The 17757-nt window shown below is 71.3% G+C and carries 20 protein-coding genes and 1 riboswitch; of the genes, 12 read left to right on the plus strand and 8 right to left on the minus strand.

What is annotated here, in order from left to right; translation table 11 throughout:
- Positions 1-50: 50 nt before the first annotated feature.
- Complete coding sequence (locus OWR29_RS04920; protein ID WP_267561273.1) at positions 51-1766, minus strand: C40 family peptidase; 1716 nt, start codon at positions 1764-1766, stop codon at positions 51-53.
- Between the two features lie 276 nt (positions 1767-2042).
- Between OWR29_RS04920 and OWR29_RS04925 the strand changes: the two genes are divergently transcribed.
- The 6 genes from OWR29_RS04925 (at position 2043) to OWR29_RS04950 (ending at position 6578) form a co-directional block, all read left to right on the plus strand.
- The gene (locus OWR29_RS04925) at positions 2043-2672 is read left to right on the plus strand and encodes a hypothetical protein (RefSeq protein WP_267561274.1); all 630 of its coding nucleotides are present in this window, start codon (positions 2043-2045) and stop codon (positions 2670-2672) included.
- 26 nt (positions 2673-2698) lie between these two features.
- Positions 2699-3127: a hypothetical protein gene (locus tag OWR29_RS04930; RefSeq protein ID WP_267561275.1), complete on the plus strand. Its 429-nt coding sequence runs from the start codon at positions 2699-2701 to the stop codon at positions 3125-3127.
- A 12-nt stretch (positions 3128-3139) separates the two neighbouring features.
- Entirely contained in the window at positions 3140-3541 is a 402-nt protein-coding gene (locus OWR29_RS04935) for a DUF4229 domain-containing protein (protein ID WP_267561276.1), read from the plus strand.
- Positions 3533-3670, plus strand: a riboswitch (cobalamin riboswitch). Its footprint overlaps the gene before it by 9 nt.
- Before the next feature lie 109 nt (positions 3671-3779).
- The gene (locus OWR29_RS04940) at positions 3780-4715 is read left to right on the plus strand and encodes an ABC transporter substrate-binding protein (protein WP_267561277.1); all 936 of its coding nucleotides are present in this window, start codon (positions 3780-3782) and stop codon (positions 4713-4715) included.
- Between the two features lie 16 nt (positions 4716-4731).
- Entirely contained in the window at positions 4732-5808 is a 1077-nt protein-coding gene (locus tag OWR29_RS04945) for a FecCD family ABC transporter permease (RefSeq protein WP_267561278.1), read from the plus strand.
- Positions 5808-6578 carry an ABC transporter ATP-binding protein gene (locus OWR29_RS04950; protein ID WP_267561279.1) on the plus strand — a complete coding sequence of 257 codons (771 nt, stop codon included), beginning with the start codon at positions 5808-5810 and terminating at the stop codon, positions 6576-6578. The genes OWR29_RS04945 and OWR29_RS04950 overlap by 1 nt, the downstream gene beginning before the upstream one ends.
- A 7-nt stretch (positions 6579-6585) precedes the next feature.
- Here OWR29_RS04950 and OWR29_RS04955 read toward each other — a convergent pair whose 3' ends face one another.
- The 7 genes from OWR29_RS04955 to OWR29_RS04985 all read right to left on the minus strand — a co-directional run bounded on the left by OWR29_RS04955 (position 6586) and on the right by OWR29_RS04985 (position 12668).
- A complete protein-coding gene (locus OWR29_RS04955; RefSeq protein WP_267561280.1) occupies positions 6586-7113 on the minus strand; it encodes a GNAT family N-acetyltransferase in 528 nt (175 codons plus the stop codon).
- Positions 7114-7172: 59 nt separating this feature from the next.
- Positions 7173-7922 carry a VOC family protein gene (locus OWR29_RS04960; protein WP_267561281.1) on the minus strand — a complete coding sequence of 250 codons (750 nt, stop codon included), beginning with the start codon at positions 7920-7922 and terminating at the stop codon, positions 7173-7175.
- Positions 7923-7972: 50 nt separating this feature from the next.
- Entirely contained in the window at positions 7973-8713 is a 741-nt protein-coding gene (locus OWR29_RS04965) for an ABC transporter permease (RefSeq protein ID WP_267561282.1), read from the minus strand.
- Positions 8714-8789: 76 nt separating this feature from the next.
- Positions 8790-9668: an ABC transporter ATP-binding protein gene (locus tag OWR29_RS04970; RefSeq protein ID WP_267561283.1), complete on the minus strand. Its 879-nt coding sequence runs from the start codon at positions 9666-9668 to the stop codon at positions 8790-8792.
- A complete protein-coding gene (locus OWR29_RS04975) occupies positions 9665-9988 on the minus strand; it encodes a winged helix-turn-helix domain-containing protein (RefSeq protein WP_267561284.1) in 324 nt (107 codons plus the stop codon). The genes OWR29_RS04970 and OWR29_RS04975 overlap by 4 nt, the downstream gene beginning before the upstream one ends.
- Positions 9985-10617 carry a transporter gene (locus tag OWR29_RS04980; protein ID WP_267561285.1) on the minus strand — a complete coding sequence of 211 codons (633 nt, stop codon included), beginning with the start codon at positions 10615-10617 and terminating at the stop codon, positions 9985-9987. Before OWR29_RS04980 ends, OWR29_RS04975 begins: the two co-directional genes overlap by 4 nt.
- A 56-nt stretch (positions 10618-10673) precedes the next feature.
- Positions 10674-12668, minus strand: a complete 1995-nt coding sequence (locus tag OWR29_RS04985) for a HelD family protein (RefSeq protein WP_267561286.1) — start codon at positions 12666-12668, stop codon at positions 10674-10676.
- 210 nt (positions 12669-12878) lie between these two features.
- Between OWR29_RS04985 and OWR29_RS04990 the strand changes: the two genes are divergently transcribed.
- The 6 genes from OWR29_RS04990 (at position 12879) to OWR29_RS05015 (ending at position 17705) form a co-directional block, all read left to right on the plus strand.
- Complete coding sequence (locus OWR29_RS04990; RefSeq protein WP_324291218.1) at positions 12879-13109, plus strand: hypothetical protein; 231 nt, start codon at positions 12879-12881, stop codon at positions 13107-13109.
- Positions 13109-13411, plus strand: coding sequence for a type II toxin-antitoxin system PemK/MazF family toxin (locus tag OWR29_RS04995; protein WP_267561287.1), 303 nt, complete (start codon positions 13109-13111; stop codon positions 13409-13411). The genes OWR29_RS04990 and OWR29_RS04995 overlap by 1 nt, the downstream gene beginning before the upstream one ends.
- Positions 13412-13438: 27 nt before the next feature.
- A complete protein-coding gene (locus OWR29_RS05000; protein ID WP_267561288.1) occupies positions 13439-14026 on the plus strand; it encodes a helix-turn-helix domain-containing protein in 588 nt (195 codons plus the stop codon).
- Positions 14027-14070: 44 nt separating this feature from the next.
- On the plus strand, positions 14071-15318 hold the full coding sequence (locus tag OWR29_RS05005; protein ID WP_267561289.1) for an MFS transporter: 1248 nt from the start codon (positions 14071-14073) through the stop codon (positions 15316-15318).
- On the plus strand, positions 15315-16166 hold the full coding sequence (locus OWR29_RS05010; RefSeq protein ID WP_267561290.1) for a menaquinone biosynthetic enzyme MqnA/MqnD family protein: 852 nt from the start codon (positions 15315-15317) through the stop codon (positions 16164-16166). Before OWR29_RS05005 ends, OWR29_RS05010 begins: the two co-directional genes overlap by 4 nt.
- Before the next feature lie 63 nt (positions 16167-16229).
- Complete coding sequence (locus tag OWR29_RS05015) at positions 16230-17705, plus strand: LPXTG cell wall anchor domain-containing protein (protein WP_267561291.1); 1476 nt, start codon at positions 16230-16232, stop codon at positions 17703-17705.
- The last annotated feature ends 52 nt before the right edge of the window (positions 17706-17757 follow it).

Raw genomic sequence — 17757 nt, forward strand, 5'->3', positions numbered from 1 at the left:
GTGCGTCATACCCACCGAGACCGAAGCGGACACCCCGGCCGCCGCGGGCCTCAGGAGCCCGAAGAGGACGCCGAGGCCGAACCCTTGGCCGACTCGGTGGCGTTGGCCGAACTGGTGGTGCCGCTCGGGGTCGAGGCCGAGCGGGACTGGCTGCTGCTGGAGCTGGCGTTGCCACCCGACGGGCTGTTACCGCCGGACGGGCTGTTGCCGGACGAGTTGCCACCCGACGGGCTGTTGGAGCCGCCGCCCGAGCTGGAGCCGCCCGTGGCCGGCGCCGTGGTCGCCGGCGGGTTCGTCTTGGGCGGGTCGGTCGTCGGCTCGGGGGCCTTCGTCGTCGCCGGCGGGGTGGTGACCGGCGGCGTCGTGACGGGCGGCGTGGTCACTGGTGGCGTCGTGACCGGCGGGGTCGTCACTGGCGGCGTCGTGACGGGCGGCGTGGTCACCGGAGGGGTGGTGACCGGCGGCGTCGTGACCGGTGGCGTCGTGCCCGGCTGGGTGGTGACCGGCGGCTTGGTGGTGCCCGGCGGGGTGGTGCCGGGCGGCCGGGTGGTGCCGGGCGGGGTCGTCGGCCTCGGATTGTCCGGCGTCGTCGGCGGCTCGGGATCGGGGGCGCCCAGCTCGGGGCCGGGCACGATGCCCTCGATCGAGCCGAACACGCGAGTGGCTTGGAACAGGCGCGACCAGCGGACGGGGGTGAGGCGCACGTTGAGGCCGGTGCGCGGCGCCTCGACCATCATGCCGTTGCCGGCGTACATGGCGACGTGGTGGATGCCGCGCCAGCTGTTGGTGTAGCTGAAGAACAACAGGTCGCCCGGGAGCAGGGAGTAGCGGGACACGACGCGGTTGCGCGTCTGCCAGTACTGGTCGCGCGAGACGCGGTTGAGCTGGAAGCCGACCGACCGGTAGGCCGCCCACATGAGACCGGAGCAGTCGTACTCGTCCGGGCCCTCTTCGGACCACACGTACGGGTCACCCCGCTGGGCCAGCGCGAACTCGAGCGCCTTCATGGCCCGGGCGTCAGCGCCGCGACCGGCCTCGGGACCGGCCAGATAGTTGGTGCCGAGCGCGCTGTCGACGCCGGCCTGGCTCGCCTCGGCCGCGGTCAGCACGTCCGAGTTGGCCAGCTCGAGGGCCTGCTGGGCCGCCTGCTTCTTGGACAGCTGGGACTGCAGGGACTTGTAGGTGGCGGCGAAGCCGGTGTGGCGCTCGTTGCTGAGCGCCTGCTCGTCCAGCGCGAGCTGGGCGGTGACCTGGGCCAGCTCGATCTGGCGGGCGATGGCCTGGGCGGTGCCCTGGCCGCGCTGCAGGCGGGCCAGCTCGTCGAGGCTGCCGGCGTTGCCGAGCGCGCCCGGCGGCAGGGCGGCGGCGTCGATCACGGCCTGGGCGGCCGCGTCGGCCGCGGCGGCCTGCGCCTGCTGCAGGTTGGCCGACGCCTGCTCGTACTTCAGGCGGGCCGCCTCGGCCTGGGCCTGGGCCAAATCACGGTCCTGCTCGGCCTGGATGAGCTTGTCGCCCATGGTGGCGATGTCGTTGCGGCCCTTTTCGATCTGCTGCAGCACCGGGTTGGTGGCGGCGCCGGGCAGCGAGGTGACGGTGGCGGTGGGCGCCTTCTGACCGGGGAGGGCCAGGGTGCCGAGCGCCATCGGGCGGGAGCCGACATCGGGCACGGCCAGGTTGAACGTGTCGCCCGGGGCGGTGGCCGGGTCGGCCAGGGCCGGAACGGGCTGGAACAGGGCAGCGATGGTGGCGGCAACGGCGGAAAACACAACGGGGCGCCACCATGGGCGTGCGTTGCGTGATCGCCGAACCCCAACTCGTGCTGTCGCCATGTGCTCCCCGTCCCGTCGCGACGCTGGGCGCCGCGTGCCGTCCCCCTAAAGACTTACCTCAAAGCTCGCATGCCTGTCGATTGATCGCAGGTGAAAGAAGTCTGGGAATCCGACGAACGGCAGCGTGCGCGAGCCGAGCGGACACCGCTGCCGGGAGAGTTGTCGGAGGGCGCACGTACTCTCGACGGCAGTTGTCGAGAGGGGCGCACAAAGATGGATGCCGGACTGAAGCGCGAGCTCGAGGCCAAGGTGTACGCCGGCGACCGGCTGACCCGGGCCGAGGGCGAGGCGTTGTACGCGAGCGACGACCTGGCGTGGCTCGGCCGGCTGGCCCACCATCGGCGCACCGAACTGAACGGCGACCGGGTTACCTTCTTCGCCGGCCCCCAGTCCGAAGCGGCTTCGATGATCTACGGCGATCGCGAGAGCCCGGCCGACCGGGTCGATCAGGTGCTGCGGCTGCGCGACCAGCAGGACGGGAACGGCGCTGTGCCGGCTCTGGTCCTGGTGCGTCACCAGCCCGCCGGCGACGGCACCGCGGCCGCGCCGACCGAGACGCTGAAGACGTTCGCCGTTTCCCGCCTCCTGCTCGACAATGTCCGGCACGTGACGTGCTCGTGGGCCAGCCACAGCCTGCCGGTCGCCCAGCTCACGCTGAACTTCGGCGCCGACGATCTGGCCGGCCCGGCCGAGGCGGCCGAGACCGACGACCTGCTCACCCTCATCTGGGACGCGGGCTTCCGGCCGGTCGAGCGCACCGCCGATCACGAGGTCGTGCGCGAGCACGAGCCGGCGCCCTCGCTGGCCGGCCGGCGCAGCGAGCCGCAGCAGGTCTGGGCCTGAGCCCGGCGCGTACCCTGCGAGGTGTCATGACCGAGACGAAGAGCGCGCGCCGCCCGCGCCGTGACCCCAGTGGACGCCTGGCCACCATCGGTGACCTTGTCGGCACCGCGCTGGCCGGGCTGGTGACCGGCGCTGTCCTGCTGCTGATCCTCGAGGCGATCCTGTCGCTGACCCACGTCTCGGAATTCGGCGCCACCAGCGGCTGGCTGGCCATCATCCTGCCGGTGTGGCTGTTCGTCGAAGAGTTCCGGGCCGAGGGCTACGGCGCCTCGCGCGTGGTGGTCGCGCTGCTGGGCGTCGGCTTCGCGGTGGCCGCGGGCATGACTCTGGCCGGGTTCGCCGCCACGTGGTTCCCGACGCTGGTCAGCGGCCTGGCCGGCGCGGCCGGCTTCACTGTGGTCTATTGCCTGATCTGGTTCTACGGCCTGCGGTGGCTCAGCCACCGGGTGGGCTGACGAGAGGGAGACATGAGCCCCGCCATCAAATACACGCTCGGCCGGATCGGCCTGTTCGTGGTGGTTCTCGCCCTGCTCTCGCCGCTCCCGCTCAACATCCTGGTCACCGGCATGATCGCGATCGTGGTGTCCGCCGTCGCGTCGTTCTTCCTGCTGGCCAAGTGGCGCAACCAGATGAACGAGCAACTGGCCGGGGCGGCCGGCCGCCGCTCGGCCGAGAAGCAGCGCCTGCGGGCCGCGCTGGCCGGCGACGAAGAGGCCGCCGCCGCGGGCGACCGCGCCGCCGAGGCGAGCGACCGTGCCGCCGAGGCGAGCGACCGCGCCGCCGAGACGGGCGACCGCGTGGCCGAGACGGGCGACCGTGCCGCCGAGGCCGGCCGCCCGGCCGGAAAGACCTCCGAACCGCCCCGTTGATCACTGTTCGGGTGGGATAGCGTCGGAGGGACCGCGTTCAGCGAAGCCGGTGTGAACCCGGCGCTGTCCCGCAACTGTGTGGCCCTCGGCCGAGGGTCGAGCCAGGTCGCCTGGACGCCGGTCGCGAACCAGCGCTCCCGGGGAGGGGCGCCTCGCGGACAGACCACCCCCGAGGCCCTGTCGGCGAAGCACCCGGCCGACGCCCGTCGGTCAAGCACCCGGCCGACCGGAGGACCTCATGAGACGCGTATTCACCGCCGCCCTCGCGGCCACCACTCTGCTGCTGGCCGGCGCCTGCGGCGGCAACGACGACAACACCGAACCGGCCGGCGGTCCGCCGCCCAGTGCGGGCGCCGCCTCGTACCCGGTGACGGTGGGCAAGCTCACCCTCGACCAGCGACCCGAGAAGATCGTCTCGCTGAGCTCGACCGCCACCGAGATGCTGTTCGCGATCGGAGCGGGGTCGCAGGTCACGGCGGTCGACGACCAGTCCAACTTCCCGGCCGACGCGCCGAAGACCGATCTGTCCGGTCTCAAGCCGAACGCGGAGGCGATCGCGGCCAAGGATCCCGACCTGGTCGTGCTCTCCAACGACATCGACAAGATCGTCGCGCAGCTCGACCGTCTGAAGATCCCGGTGCTGCTCCTCGAAGCCGCCACTGATCTTGATGACACGTACCGGGAAATCGGGGATCTGGGCACGCTGACCGGGCACCCGGCCGAGGCGGAGGCGCTGACCACCCGGATGAAGGCCGACATCGACAAGATCGTCAAGGAGGTGCCGGCTCGCAGCGCGCCGCTCAGCTACTACTACGAGCTCGACCCGACGCTGTACACGGTCACCTCGAAGACCTTTGTGGGCTCGGTCTTCTCGCTGTTCGGCATGACCAACGTGGCGGATGCGGCCGACCCGGACGGGGCCAAGGGCGGCTATCCGCAGCTCTCGCAGGAGGCGCTGGTCAAGTCCGACCCCGACACGGTCTTCCTGGCCGACAGCAAGTGCTGCGCGCAGACGGCCGCGACCGTGGCGGCGCGCAAGGGCTGGAGCACGATCACGGCCGTCAAGAACAAGCAGATCTTCCCGCTGGACGACGACATCGCCTCCCGCTGGGGGCCGCGGACAGTTGATCTCGTGCGAGCGGTCGCCGACGCCGTGGCCAAGGTCCCGGCGTGATCGCCACGGCCGGGCGGTGACCGCCACGGTTCGCCCGGCCGGGGCCACGACCCGGCCGGCCGGTCTGCGGGCCGGCTGGCTGGCCGGTGGCGTCGCTGCGGTGCTGGTGGCGCTGGTCGCGGGGCTGGCCTTCGGGTCGGTCGCGCTGCCGCCGGGCGGGGTGGCCGTCGAACTGCTCAATCTCGTGCCCGGCGTCCACCTGCACAGCGGCCTGACCGCCCGCGAGGTGGCGATCCTGACCGAGCTGCGGCTGCCCCGCGTGGTGCTCGGACTGCTGGTCGGCGGCCTGCTCGCGCTGGCCGGGGCCGCGTACCAGGGTGTCTTCCGAAACCCGCTGGCCGACCCGCACCTGCTGGGGGTGGCAGCCGGCGCCGGTCTGGGCGTGACCGCGGTGATCTCGCTGCGGGCGGCGGCGCCCGGCGACGCCACGGCCAACCTGCCGGTCGGGGTGCCGGTGGCCGCCTTCGCCGGTGCGCTGCTGGCGGTCGCGCTGACCTGGCTGCTCGGCGCGGCCGGGGGTCGCGACCGCTCGCCGGCGACCCTCATCCTGGCCGGGGTGGCGGTCTCGTCGTTCCTGGCCGCCGGGCAGACCTATCTGATGCAGCAGCACGTCGAGACGCTGCGCGAGGTCTACTCGTGGCTGCTCGGCCGGTTGGCCACCGCCGGCTGGCACGACGTGCTGATCGTGCTGCCGTACGCCGTGATCACCGCCGTCATCGTGCTGGCCCAGCGGCGTGAGCTCGACGTGCTGACCGTCGGCGACGAGGAGGCGACCGGCCTCGGCCTGCATCCGCAGCGCAGCCGCTATCTGCTGATCGTGGCCGCCTCGCTGGGCACGGCGGCCGCCGTCTCGGTGTCCGGGCTGATCGGCTTCGTCGGCATCATCGTGCCGCACACCATGCGGCTGCTGGCCGGGCCGAGCTACCGGTCGATCCTGCCGCTCTCGGTGCTGTTCGGCGGCGCGTTCCTGGCCCTGGCCGACCTGCTGGCCCGTACGGCGGGCGGGCAGGCCGAGATTCCGATCGGCGTGGTCACCGCCTTCTTCGGGGCGCCGTTCTTCATCGTGGTGCTGCGCCGCAGCCGGGGGGCGTGATGACCGCTGTCCTCGCGCGCGACCTGCGCGTACGGCTGGACGGGAATGTGATCGTGGACGGGATCGACCTCGACGTCTCCCGGGGTGAGTGGGTCACGGTGATCGGGCCCAACGGCGCCGGCAAGTCGACGGCGTTGCGGGCGATCGGCGGCCTGCTGCCCTTCACCGGCACGGTCGAGCTGAACGGCACCTCGGTCGACCGCCTGCACCGCCGCGAGCGGGCCAAGACGATCGCCACGGTGGCCCAGTCGCCGACCGTTCCGCCGGGCATGCGGGTTCTCGATTACGCGCTGCTGGGGCGTACGCCGTACATCCCCCCGCTCGGCCGGGAATCGGCCGCCGACCTGGCCGCCGTCGAGGAGGTGCTGGAGTCGCTGGATGTGGCCCGGTTCGCGGGTCGGCGGCTCGAGACGCTGTCCGGGGGCGAACGGCAGCGGGTGTTCCTGTCGCGGGCGCTGGCTCAGGGCGCGGGCATCCTGCTGCTGGACGAGCCGACGAGCGCGCTCGACATCGGACACCAGCAGGAGGTGCTGGAGCTGATCGACCGGCTGCGGACCGAGCGCGGTCTGACGGTGCTGATGACGATGCACGACCTGACGACCGCGGGGGAGTACGCCGATCGCATGGTGCTGCTCGCCGAGGGCGCGGTCGTGGCGGCCGGAACGGCGCGCGAAGTGCTCACCGAAGACAATCTGGCCAAGCATTACCGCGTACGGGTAAGGGTCATCGAGGGCGACCACGGCCCGCTGGTCGTCCCGGTGCGTGGTTGACGCCCGATCAGATGTCGCCCTGGACCAGGGCGTGCAAGTGCTGGTCGTGCCACCCGTCCTCATGCAGCAGCGCGCTGCGCATCGTGCCTTCGACGGCGAACCCGGCCTTGGCCGCCACCCGGCACGAGGCCTCGTTGGCCGTCGAGTGACACAGCCGGAGCCGGTGCAGACCGAGGTCGTCGAACCCCCACCGGCTGAGGCGTCTCGTGGCCTCGACCGCGACGCCGCGGCCACGTCCCGCGGGCAGGATCCAGTACAGAACCTCGGCGCTGCCCTCGGCCAGGTCGATGTCGCTCCAGCCGATCAGGCCGACGGGCTCGCCCGCGCCGGTCGGGGCGATGGCCCACAGCGCACTCTGCTCGCTCAGCCAGCGCTCGCGCATCCGCTCGATGCGCCGGCGGGCCTCCGTGGGTGAGTCGACGACGAAGCGGTTCCACCGGCGGATCGCCGGATCCTGGCCGGCCGCGACCATCGCGGCGGCGTCGTGGACCCGCCAGGGACGCAACTCCAGACCGGCGGCGTCCAAGGCGAGCACGGGCTGGTCCTGCTGAGCGATGCGGCCGGCGGGAACGACGGGTGGGACGACCGACGGCACTAGCGGGCGCCGGCGAGGACGGAGAAGAGGCCGCCCTGGGGGTCGGCGAGGACGGCGTACCGGCCGATCGGCAGCGTCGTCGGGGGCTGCACGACTGCGCCGCCGAGGGCCAGCGCGTGGCCGGCGGAGTCGTCCACGTCGTGCACCGAGAAATACACCATCCAGTGCGGACTGACGTCGTCCGGCCACAGGTCGGCCAGCATGGGCTGGATGCCGCAGACCGGGGTCTCGTGCACCTTGGCCACCACGTACGGCACCCCGGACATCGAGCTGTTGCGGAACTGCCAGCCGAACACCGCGTGGTAGAACGCCATCGACCCCTCCAGGTCGCGGGTGTTCAGCTCGTTCCAGGTGAGCGCCCCGGGCACGTCGAACACCTCGGCGCCGCGCATGGTGCCCGGCTCCCACACGCTGAACGGCGCGCCGCCGGGGTCGAGGAAGGCCGACATCCGCCCCTGGTCCTGCACGTCGAACGGCGGCACCAGCACCTTCCCGCCGTTGGCGGCGACCCGGGCCGCCACGCCGTCGGCGTCGTTGGTGCCGATGTACGTGCTCCAGGCGGTCGGCTGGCCGGCGCCGTAGAGCGGACCGGCGCCGGCCACCGGGAGGCCGTTCAGGGTGAACGTGACGTAATCACCGGCCACCTCGGCCGACCACCCGAACAGCGAGGTGTAGAAGAGCTCGGCGTCGGCGAGGTGGGAGGTGCCGAGATCGACCCAGCTGGGTGCTCCGGGCGTCGATGGGGTCATGGCCGCATCGTCGCATCGCGCACCTTTGGACGGGCTTAAGTGTCGTTGTTCTAGCTGAACCGCCGACCCTCATCGCGTCGATAGGCCCATACGGCCAGCCCACCGAGGACAAAAGTCCAGGCCACGAGCGCGGCGATAGATCGGAAATCGTACGAGAAATCGCCTACCGCCGCCCACATCAGCCGAGCCGCACCACCGGTGGGCAGATAGGGCGCCAGATCCTCGACGATGCCGGGCGCCATGCCGGGGCCGGTCATCAGCCCGCCCAGGAAGGCCAGCGGGAAGAACAGCACCTGAGCCACCACGATCGCCGCCTTCTGCGGCATCGAGTAGCCGATCGCGAGTCCCATCAGGATGAACGGGATCGCGATGAGGAAGGTGGTCACGGCGGCCAGGGCGAAGCCGGCCGCGGTCACCGTGGCCTCGGTCAGGAACGCTGCGATCAGCACGACCGGCACGAGCGAGACCGCCATCAGGCACAGGCCGGAGAGGATGCGGCCGGCGAAGCGGGGCATGGCCCCGGCGGGCAGGGTGCGAACGTACGGGTCCCAAGGTTGGGCCCGGTCCTCCGAGACGCCGACGCCGTGCTGGAAGAGGTTGGTCGTCATCACCGAGAACGTGATCATCGAGACGGTGGCGTAGGTCGCGTACTCCGCGTTGTCACCGACGAACGGCACCACGAAGGCGAGCATGGCGGCCGACGGGAAGAACGCGCTGCCGAACACGGCGATCGGGATGCGGATGGTCTCGAGCAGCTGGAACCGGGCGTGGGTGAGCGCGAGGGATGTCATGGAAGCAGCCTTCAGTCGGGTCAAAGGGGTGGCTGGCCGGGGTGGTTGGAAGGGCTCCTTAGACGGGACTGGCTCCTTAGACGGGACTGGGTTCGCGGGTCAGGGCGAGGAACGCCTCTTCCAGTGAGGTCGGGCGCACCTCGAGATCGTGAAAGCCGATTTCGTACGTCACCAGGTCGCGCACCAGTTGGTCGGCGTCCCCGGTCAGCAGGTGCACCCGGTCGCCCTCGCGCTCGACGCCGGTGACGCCGCTCAGCTCGGGCAGGGGCGCGCGGACGGTGAGGCTGACCCGGCGGACGGCGACCAGGCCGCGTACGGCGCCGACCGTGTCGTCGGCGAGCACCCGGCCACCCCCGATCACCACCACCCGCCGGGCCAGGGCCTCGATCTCTTCCAGGTAGTGGCTGGTCAGCACGACCGTGCCACCCTCGGCCGAGTACGAGCGGATGCCGTCCCACAGCATGCGGCGAGCCTGGACGTCGAGGCCGGTGGTCGGCTCGTCGAGGAAGATCATGCGGGGCCGGCCGACGAAGGCGAGCGCCACCGCGACACGACGCTTCTCACCGCCGGACAGGCCGCCCGTCTGACGACGTACGAGATCGGAAAGCCCGAACCGCTCGAGCAGCTCCCCCTTGGGCAGGGGGTTGTCGTAGTGGGCGGAGACGAAGTCGACGACCTCGCCGACGCGCAGCGAGGCGGGCAGACCGGTCTCTTGTGGAGTGACACCGAGCTCGCGCCGGGCGGACGGCACCCGCGGATCGGCGCCGAAGAGCTCGACCCGGCCCGACGTCGGCCGCCGGATGCCGGTGAGCAGGTTGACCAGGGTGCTCTTGCCGGCGCCGTTCGGGCCGAGCAGGCCGACCAGCTCGCCCGCCTCGACGTCGAAGGACACCCGGTCGAGGGCCAGCTTGTCGCCGTAGCGACGGGTCACCTCGACGGCGCGGGCCAGGGTCACGGCTCCTCCTGAGGGTTGAGCAGCGCCCGCAGCGCCGCGGTGTATTCGTCGAAGGCGAGCCGGCCGCGGCGGGTGAGCCGGACCAGGGTGGCCGGGGTGCGCCCGTGATGGGTCTTGGTGACCTCGACGTACTGCGCGTCCTCGAGCTTGCGCAGGTGGACCGAGAGGTTGCCGGCCGTCATCCGCAGCGATTCCTGCAGCTGAGGGAAGGTGATGCGGTCGTCCTCGCGGAGCACCGAGAGGGCCGAGACGACGCGCAGCCGGGCCTGGGCGTGAATCACCGGGTCGAGCTCGGTGACCATGGGTTTCGGGTCGGTCATCGCTGCCGCAGCCAGCCGATCAGGCCGGCCGCCATCATGCCGCCACCGCCGGCCACGGCCACGATCAGCGAGTGCCAGCCCGGGCCGGCCAGGATGCCCACGATGTTGATCAGGCTGGTCCACGAGCCGAGGATGAACATGTCCCGGTCGTTCCAGATGGCGGCGCCGGCCATGTGCAGGGCGCCGGTGACCGCGACCATGCCGCCGGCCCACAGCAGGCCCGCCTTGTCTTCCGGCAGGACGTCGCTGATCTGCGAGAAGAGCACGGAGAAGGCGGTGAAGGCGACCGACCAGCTGATGCCGTACATGGCGCCCTGGCGGTTGCTGGGGCCCATGACGCGGCGGCTGACCCGGCTGCCCGCCACGCCGGTGACGATGCCGGCGGCGATCATGCACACCGCGAGGGCCACCAGCGGCAGCCAGCCCGGCAGGTCGACGAAGACGCGGCCGTCGGGGCCGTAGCGCAGGAAGAACAGCGTGAAGGTGACGAGCCAGGCGATGCCCCACGGCCAGTACATGAGGCGCGGATCGGGTGAGAGGTCGCGGCCGACCTGGGCCCGCTCGCGCTCGATCAGGGCCAGCGACTCGGCCGGGTCGAGCGGAGGGGCGTCGTCATCGATCGGGGTCATGCAAAGAACTTTACCGCACAAAGTCAAAGAGGTTTGTGCCATAAAGTTGGCGGCCCTCAGCCGAGCGGCCCCGGCAGAGGCTTCGCATGCACCACCGAGAGCCGCGAGACCGCGCGTGTCAGCACCACGTACAGCCGGTTCAGGCCCTTGGCCTCGGCCGCGACGATGTCGGCCGGCTCGTGAACGACCACGTGGTCGTACTCCAGGCCCTTGACCACCGTCGCCGGCACCACGGTGACCCGAGCCTCGGACTCGACGTCGTCGGGGGTCGCGTTCTCGATGCCCGCGGCGTCGAGATGCCCGCGCAGCCGCTTGACCGCCTCGTCGGCCGCGATCAGCGCGACCGAACCCTCATGGGCCAGGGCCGCGGTCACCTCGGCCAGCGTCGCGGCGTCCAGATCGGATGGCTCGGCGACCGGCACGACGGCCAACTCGCCGTCGCGGCGCAGCGATACCGCCTCGGGCACGTCCACGCCGAGCGCGGGCAGCAGCCGGTTGGCCAGGGTCAGCACCGAGGCGGGCACGCGGAATCCGATGGTCAGGGGCACCACGGCGGCCTCGGGCTTGCCAAGATGGCCCAGCGTGTCCCGCCACTGGGCGGCGGCCCACGGAGCCGTGCCCTGAGCCAGGTCGCCGAGCACCGTGATGGAACCGTGCTCGCTGCGCCGGGCGATCGCGCGGGCCTGCATGGGGGAGAGGTCCTGGGCCTCGTCGATCACCACGTGGCCGAAGCTGGCCGCGCGCTCCAGCAAGCCGGCCGCCTCGTCGATGAGCAGCAGGTCGGCCGCCGAGAACTTGGCCGCCTTGACCGTACGGGGCGGCTTGGCCCAGCGGATCGCCGAGCGCTCGTCGTCGGAGAGCACGCCCTCGGGCGGATCGGTCAGCACCTCGGCCACCAGCGACTCGGGCGTCACCGCGGGCCAGGCCGCATCGAGGAACTCGGTCACCGGCGCGACCTTGCTCATCTTGCGCAGCCAGGGCTCGCTCGGGGAGTTGCCGGTGCGGTACTCGGACTGGCGCTGGAGCAGGCCGACCACGCGCGCCCGCACCCTCTCCCGGCCCACCGCGTACGGCAATCCCTCGCGACGCGCCTCGTCGACGATCCGCCGCAGCGGCTCGGCGTCGATGCGCCACCGGTACGAGCCGTCCGACACCATGATCGGCTCGGTGGGCTTGGTCAGCTTGCGCCAGAGCGCCTTACGCAGCACCTCGGCCATTCGGACGTCGTGCTTGACCAGCGCCGCGTCCGGGGTGTCGGTCGCGCGCACCGGCACCCGGCCGGCCAGTTCGTCCACGGTGGCCTGCTGCACCTCGACCTCGCCGAGCGCGGGCAGAACAGCCGAGATGTACGACAGGAAGGCCGTGTTGGGCCCGACGATCAGCACGCCCGAGCGCCGCAGCCTCTCCCGGTGCAGATACAGCAGGTACGCCGCCCGGTGCAGGCCGACGGCGGTCTTACCGGTGCCCGGGGCGCCCTGCACGCAGATCGAGTCGCCGAAGTCGGCCCGCACCAGCTCGTCCTGCTCGGGCTGGATCGTCGCCACGATGTCGCGCATCGGGCCGACGCGGGGGCGCTCGATCTCGGCGGTCAGGATGCGGCTGCTGGTGCCCAGCTCCTCGCCGCGATCCAGGTGCTCGTCCTCGAAGCTGGTCAGCTCGCCCCGGACGAAACCGAACCGGCGGCGGGTCGAGACGCCCTGCGGGTCGCGGACGCTGGCCCGATAGAAGGAGCGGGAGAGCGGCGCCCGCCAGTCGAGCACCATCGGCTCGCCGGCGTCGTCGGTGACGTGCCGCCGCCCCACGTGATAAGCCGCCTCTTCGATGTCGAGGCGGCCGAAGAACAGCGGCGTGGTCGGGTCGTCGGCGAGCTCCTTGACGCGGCGGGCCATGTGCCGGCCGAGCTGCTCGGCGGTGTAGGCGTCGCCGGCCACGCGGTCGCCGGTGGAGAACAGGGCCTCGGCGCGGCCCCGCATGCGGGCCAGGGCGGCCCGCGACTCGGTGAGGTGGTGACGTTCGGCGGTGAGTTCGGTGTCCAGGTCGAAGGCGCGCACGGTGCATCCTCAGGCAGGTGTTTCGTCATCTGCTCGCGTATCCGAAGGGCGCATCGGCTTCACCCCCGGCGCGCGGGACGTCCGGTGCGGTGCATGCTCACCACGGCCGTCAAGCGGCCGACAACGTTACGCCCCGTGCGCTCCCCGTTCCACCGATTTACCATCGACTCGGTGGTAGCGACGTGCATACCAGAGCGGTACCGTCTAGGTATGACTACTCAGATTGCTGTTCGGCTTCCGGACGAGCTCATGGATTTTGTGGACGGGCAGGTGAGTTCGGGCACCGCCGCCAGTCGTGCCGCGGTGGTGGTGCGCGCTCTGGAGCGGGACAAGCGTCGTGCGGCGGCCGAACGTGATGCGGCGATTTATGCCGAAGGTGAGACCGGCGACCTCGACGGCCTGGCCGCATGGGCTGGCGCCCAGCCGCTGGACCTCGACTGATGCGACCGATTCACCTCGCCTCCCTCGACAAGACCCGACCCGTCCTGGTGCTGACGCGCGAGCAGGTCCGTCCCTACCTGAAGTCCATCACCGTCGCTCCCATCACCAGCACGATTCGAGGGCTTTCGACCGAAGTGCCGGTCGGCAAGGCCAATGGGCTCGACCATGACTCGGTGGTGTCGTGCGACAACGTCACGACCATTCCGCGCTCAGCGATCGGCCGGCGCGTCGGCTATCTGCTGCCTGCTCAGGAATCCGCGCTGGCCGAGGCGATCGTCGCGGCGTACGACCTCGACGGGTGAGGCGCGAGCCCGTTGGACAATGAGGGCATGAGTGACGGTGCTGGGCGGGGTGGGGTGCGGATCTCGGATCCGCAGGTCATGCGGGCGTTGGCTCATCCGGCTCGGATCGCGATCGTCGAGTATTTGAACAACACCGGGGCCGTGGTGACGGCTACCGAGACGGCTGAGCTGGTTGGGCTGTCGCCCAGCGCCACCAGCTATCACCTGCGGGAACTGGCCAAGTACGGGCTGGTCGAGCAGGCGCCCAGCCGGGGGGACGGGCGGGAACGGGTCTGGCGGAGCACCGGCTCGGCGTTGCGGGTGGACGCTGATCTGGACGAGCCGGCGGCGGCCGCGGCAACGGTGGCGCTCGTCGAGGTGTTTCTCGAGCGGGACATGGAACGCGCGCGGCGGTGGATCAAGCGGCAGCCCGCCGAGTCGGAGGAGTGGCGGGACGTCGGCTCGCTCGACAGCCAGAAGCTGCTTCTCACGGCCGATGAGCTCCGTGCGCTCCACGAGAAGATCCGCGCGCTGACCGAGCCTTACCGGTTTCGCGAGCGGCGGGACGACGCGCCGGACGGCGCGCGGGCGGTCCACGTCAACTTCATGGCCTTTCCGGACGATGCCAATACCTGACTGAGATCTGGTGCCGGCCAGATGTGAAGGATTACTTTCGAAGTATGTCCTTCACATCTGTTGAGCAATCGCGCGAGCGGTCGTGTGAGCGGTCGCGCTGGGGCGACGTCTATCTGGTGGCGGGGTCGCGGGCCGTCTCGGTCTGCGGCGACTTCCTGGCCGCGACCACCCTTGCGCTGGTGCTGGCCGAGCGCGGGCACGGTGGCCTGGCCGTGTCCGGGTTGATGCTGGCCGCGAGCCTGCCCCTGGCCCTGCTGGCGCCGATCACCGGGCGCGTCGCCGACCGGGTCGACAGCCGCGTGATCCTGACCGTCGTGCCTACGCTGCAGGCCGTCGTCTGCCTGGTGCTGGCGTTCACCAGTCATCCGGTGGCGATCATCGGGCTGGTCGCTCTGCTCGCCTGCGGGCTCGCCTTCACGCAGCCGGTGCTGGGTGCGCTGCTGCCCGAGATGGTGCGCCCGGCCGATCTGCCCAAGGCGAGCGGGCTGAGCCAGACCGCCGGCAACATCGGCATGCTGGTCGCGCCCGCGCTGGCCGGGGTGCTGGTCGGACAGACGGGTTCGCAGCTTCCGCTGCTCATCGACGCCGCGAGCTATCTCGCGCTGGTCGGGGCGGCTCTATTGGTGCGTACGCGTCGACGGGCCCACCCATCAAGTCGGGGCGCACTGGTTCCGTGGCGCCTGCGTGACGATCGGACGCTCACCGTCATGGTCGGGGTGCTGGCCGCCACGATCGCGGCGGTCAGCGCGATCGGCGTGATCGAGGTGTTCTTCATCCGGGACACGCTCGGCGCCTCGACCACGGTGTTCGGCATCGTGGCCGCGGCCTGGACCGGCGGCATGCTGCTCGGCAACGTGCTGTTCAGCCGGGTGCCACCGCGCTTGATCACCGTTCCCGCCCTGCTCCTGGTGGTGATCGGCTCGTGCGTGCCCGTGCTGGTGGCGGCGGCCGTCCCCGGGCCGTACTGGATCCTGCCGCTCTGGATCGCCGGCGGCGTCTGCAACGGCGGCATGAACGTGTTCATCATGGTGATCGTCTCGGGCCGTACGCCGGCGGCCGCCCGGGGCCGCGCGTTCGCCACGCTGAGCGCCGCGGTGCAGGGGGCCGGGATGGCCGGGCTGCTGGCCGCCGGGCCGCTGGTCGACCGGTTCGACGCTCGCCTGCTGTTCGCCCTGGTGGGTGCGTTCGGCCTGGTCACGGCGATTTGCGGGCTGGCCGTGGTGCGACGTGAGCCACCTTCGGATCCGGTCACGAGCACTTCCCGGCCGCCGCGGGATAGCGTCGCAGCATGAGCGACAGCGCCGGTCGGCCCCGGGTCGGGCACATCCAGTTCCTCAACTGCCTCCCGATCTACTGGGGTCTCATGCGTTCCGGCGCCCTGCTCGACGTCGACCTGCACAAGGACACTCCCGACCGGCTCAGCGCCGACCTCGTGGCCGGCCACCTCGACATCGGCCCGATCACGCTGGTCGAATACCTGCGTCACGCCGACGAGCTGCTGCTCCTGCCCAACCTGGCCGTCGGCAGCGACGGGCCGGTGCTCAGCGTCAACCTGATCTCGACCCGTCCGCTGGCCGAACTGGACGGCCGGCCGGTCGCGCTGGGCTCCACCTCGCGGACGGGTGTGCTGCTGGCCCAGATGCTGCTGGCCGAGCGGTACGGCGCCGAGCCGGAGTACTTCCGCTGCCCGCCCGAGCTCACCCAGATGCTGATCGAGGCCGACGCCGGCGTGCTGATCGGCGACCCGGCCCTGCGCGCCATGTACGAAGCCCCCCGCAACGGCCTGCACGTCACCGACCTGGGCGAGGCGTGGAAAGAGTGGACCGGCCTGCCGATGGTCTTCGCGGTCTGGGCCGTCCGTAAGGACTTCGCGGCCGCCCACCCCGGCGTGGTCAAGGACGTGCACGAGGCCTTCCAGCGCTCCCGCGATCTCAGCCTGACCGAGCTCGACGAGGTCGCCACCGCCGCCGCCCGGTGGGAGCCGTTCGACGCCGCGACGCTGGCCAACTACTTCCGCGCCCTCGACTTCTCGCTGGGTGAGCGCCAGATCGCCGGAATTCGTGAGTTCGCCCGGCGTGCGGCGGCTCGGGGCGAGGTGCCCTCGTTGCCCGGTGAAGGGCCCCTTTTCGCCGAAGTTTGATCTTCCGGCGCGCACACGCTACGTTCCGCGGACCTCTCAGCTGGTTCATAGGAACGGGGAACAATGCGCCTGCGCCCGATCGCTTTGCCGGCGGCCCTCGCCGCTCTGGCCCTCGGCGGTCTCGCCGCCCCGGCGCAGGCCGCGCCCGAGGACGGCCTGCCCGACATCGGCGTGCTGATCCCCGAGCAGATCGCCGTCATCGCCGGGAAGACCAAGACCGTCCGGGCCGAGGTCGTCAACGTCGGCCCGCGGACGGTCAAGGACGCCGTCGTGGACTTCCCCTACATCGACCCGGCGCTGAAGCTTTCCCTTCCGGCCACCTGCGAAGCCACCTCGTGCCGGATCGGCGACCTCGCGCCCAACGGCCGCAAGACCCTCTCGATCACGGTCGCCATCACCGGCGACAAGCTCGTCTCCGACTTCGACATCACGATCGGCGGTTACACCTCCAACGTGAGCGTCGTGCGCTCCGCCGGCGGCGTCGACCTCGAGCTCGAGCCGATCGGTGACCTGAAGCTCAACCGAGGCCAGTCCAAGGCCCTGCCGATCACCGTGCACAACACCGGCAGCGAGCCGGTCGACTCGATCGGTCTGCTGGTGCTGGGCGAGCCGGGCCTGTCGGCGTTCGGCGACTACCGCAACTGCCTTCCCCTCGACGAGGTGGACGAAGAGGTCGACCAGCCGGGTGTTCTCTGCAAGTTCGACGAGGAGTTCACGCCGGGCTCGACCTTCCAGGTGCCGGCGGCCAGCCCGATCAAGGTCGGCCTCGACAAGGACGCGGGTGGCCCGTACACGTACGTCGGGGCCGTTCTGGCCGTCGGCGTGAACGACGCCGACGCCGCGCTGCTGGCCAGGAAGAAGTCCGGCAAGACGTTGTCGCTCGACGCGGTCAGCAAGGCCTCCGGTATCGCCGACGGGGACGCGCCGGACGACATCAACGCCGAGGACAACATCGCCGAGTTCGGTGTCGCGGCCGGCAAGTCGGCCGCGGACAGCACGGCGATCGGCGCCACCATCACCGGAGCCGGCGGCGAGCGGAAGACCTTCGAGGTCGGAGTGCGCAACCTCGGCCCGACCACGGTCATCCCGGTCAGCGAGGACTTCGAGTGGTTCGCGTCGGCGCGGGTCTCCATCCCGGCCGGGCTGAAGTTGACCGAGGTCGACGAGTTCTGCATGCCCGACACCGGCGACGGCGACTTCATGAAGCCCGGCATTGTGGACGGTCAGAACTACATCTGCGTTCCCGACCTCGGCCTGGGCGTCGGCCGGACCAGCAAGTTCACCTTCACCGGCACGCTGACCGGCGACAAGTCCGAGGCGGGCTCGGTCGTGGTGGACGGCGGCGTGCAGGACGGCAACGCCAAGAACGACAAGGCCGCGATCACGGTCGCGCTGACTGACGAAGGCGGCGAGGGCGGCGGTCTGCCGGTCACCGGCGCCCCGGCCGGCTGGGTCGCGCTGGGCGGCGCGCTTCTGCTGCTCGCGGGCGGTGCGGCGGCGTTCCTCTTCCGCCGCCGCCGGATCGTCACCACCCTCTGATCTCGCAGGCGTCAGGGCCGTCCGGGTGAACCGGGCGGCCCTGACGTCGTTG

It is taken from the genome of Paractinoplanes pyxinae (assembly GCF_026626335.1).
GTDB classification, from domain to species: Bacteria; Actinomycetota; Actinomycetes; order Mycobacteriales; family Micromonosporaceae; genus Actinoplanes; species Actinoplanes pyxinae.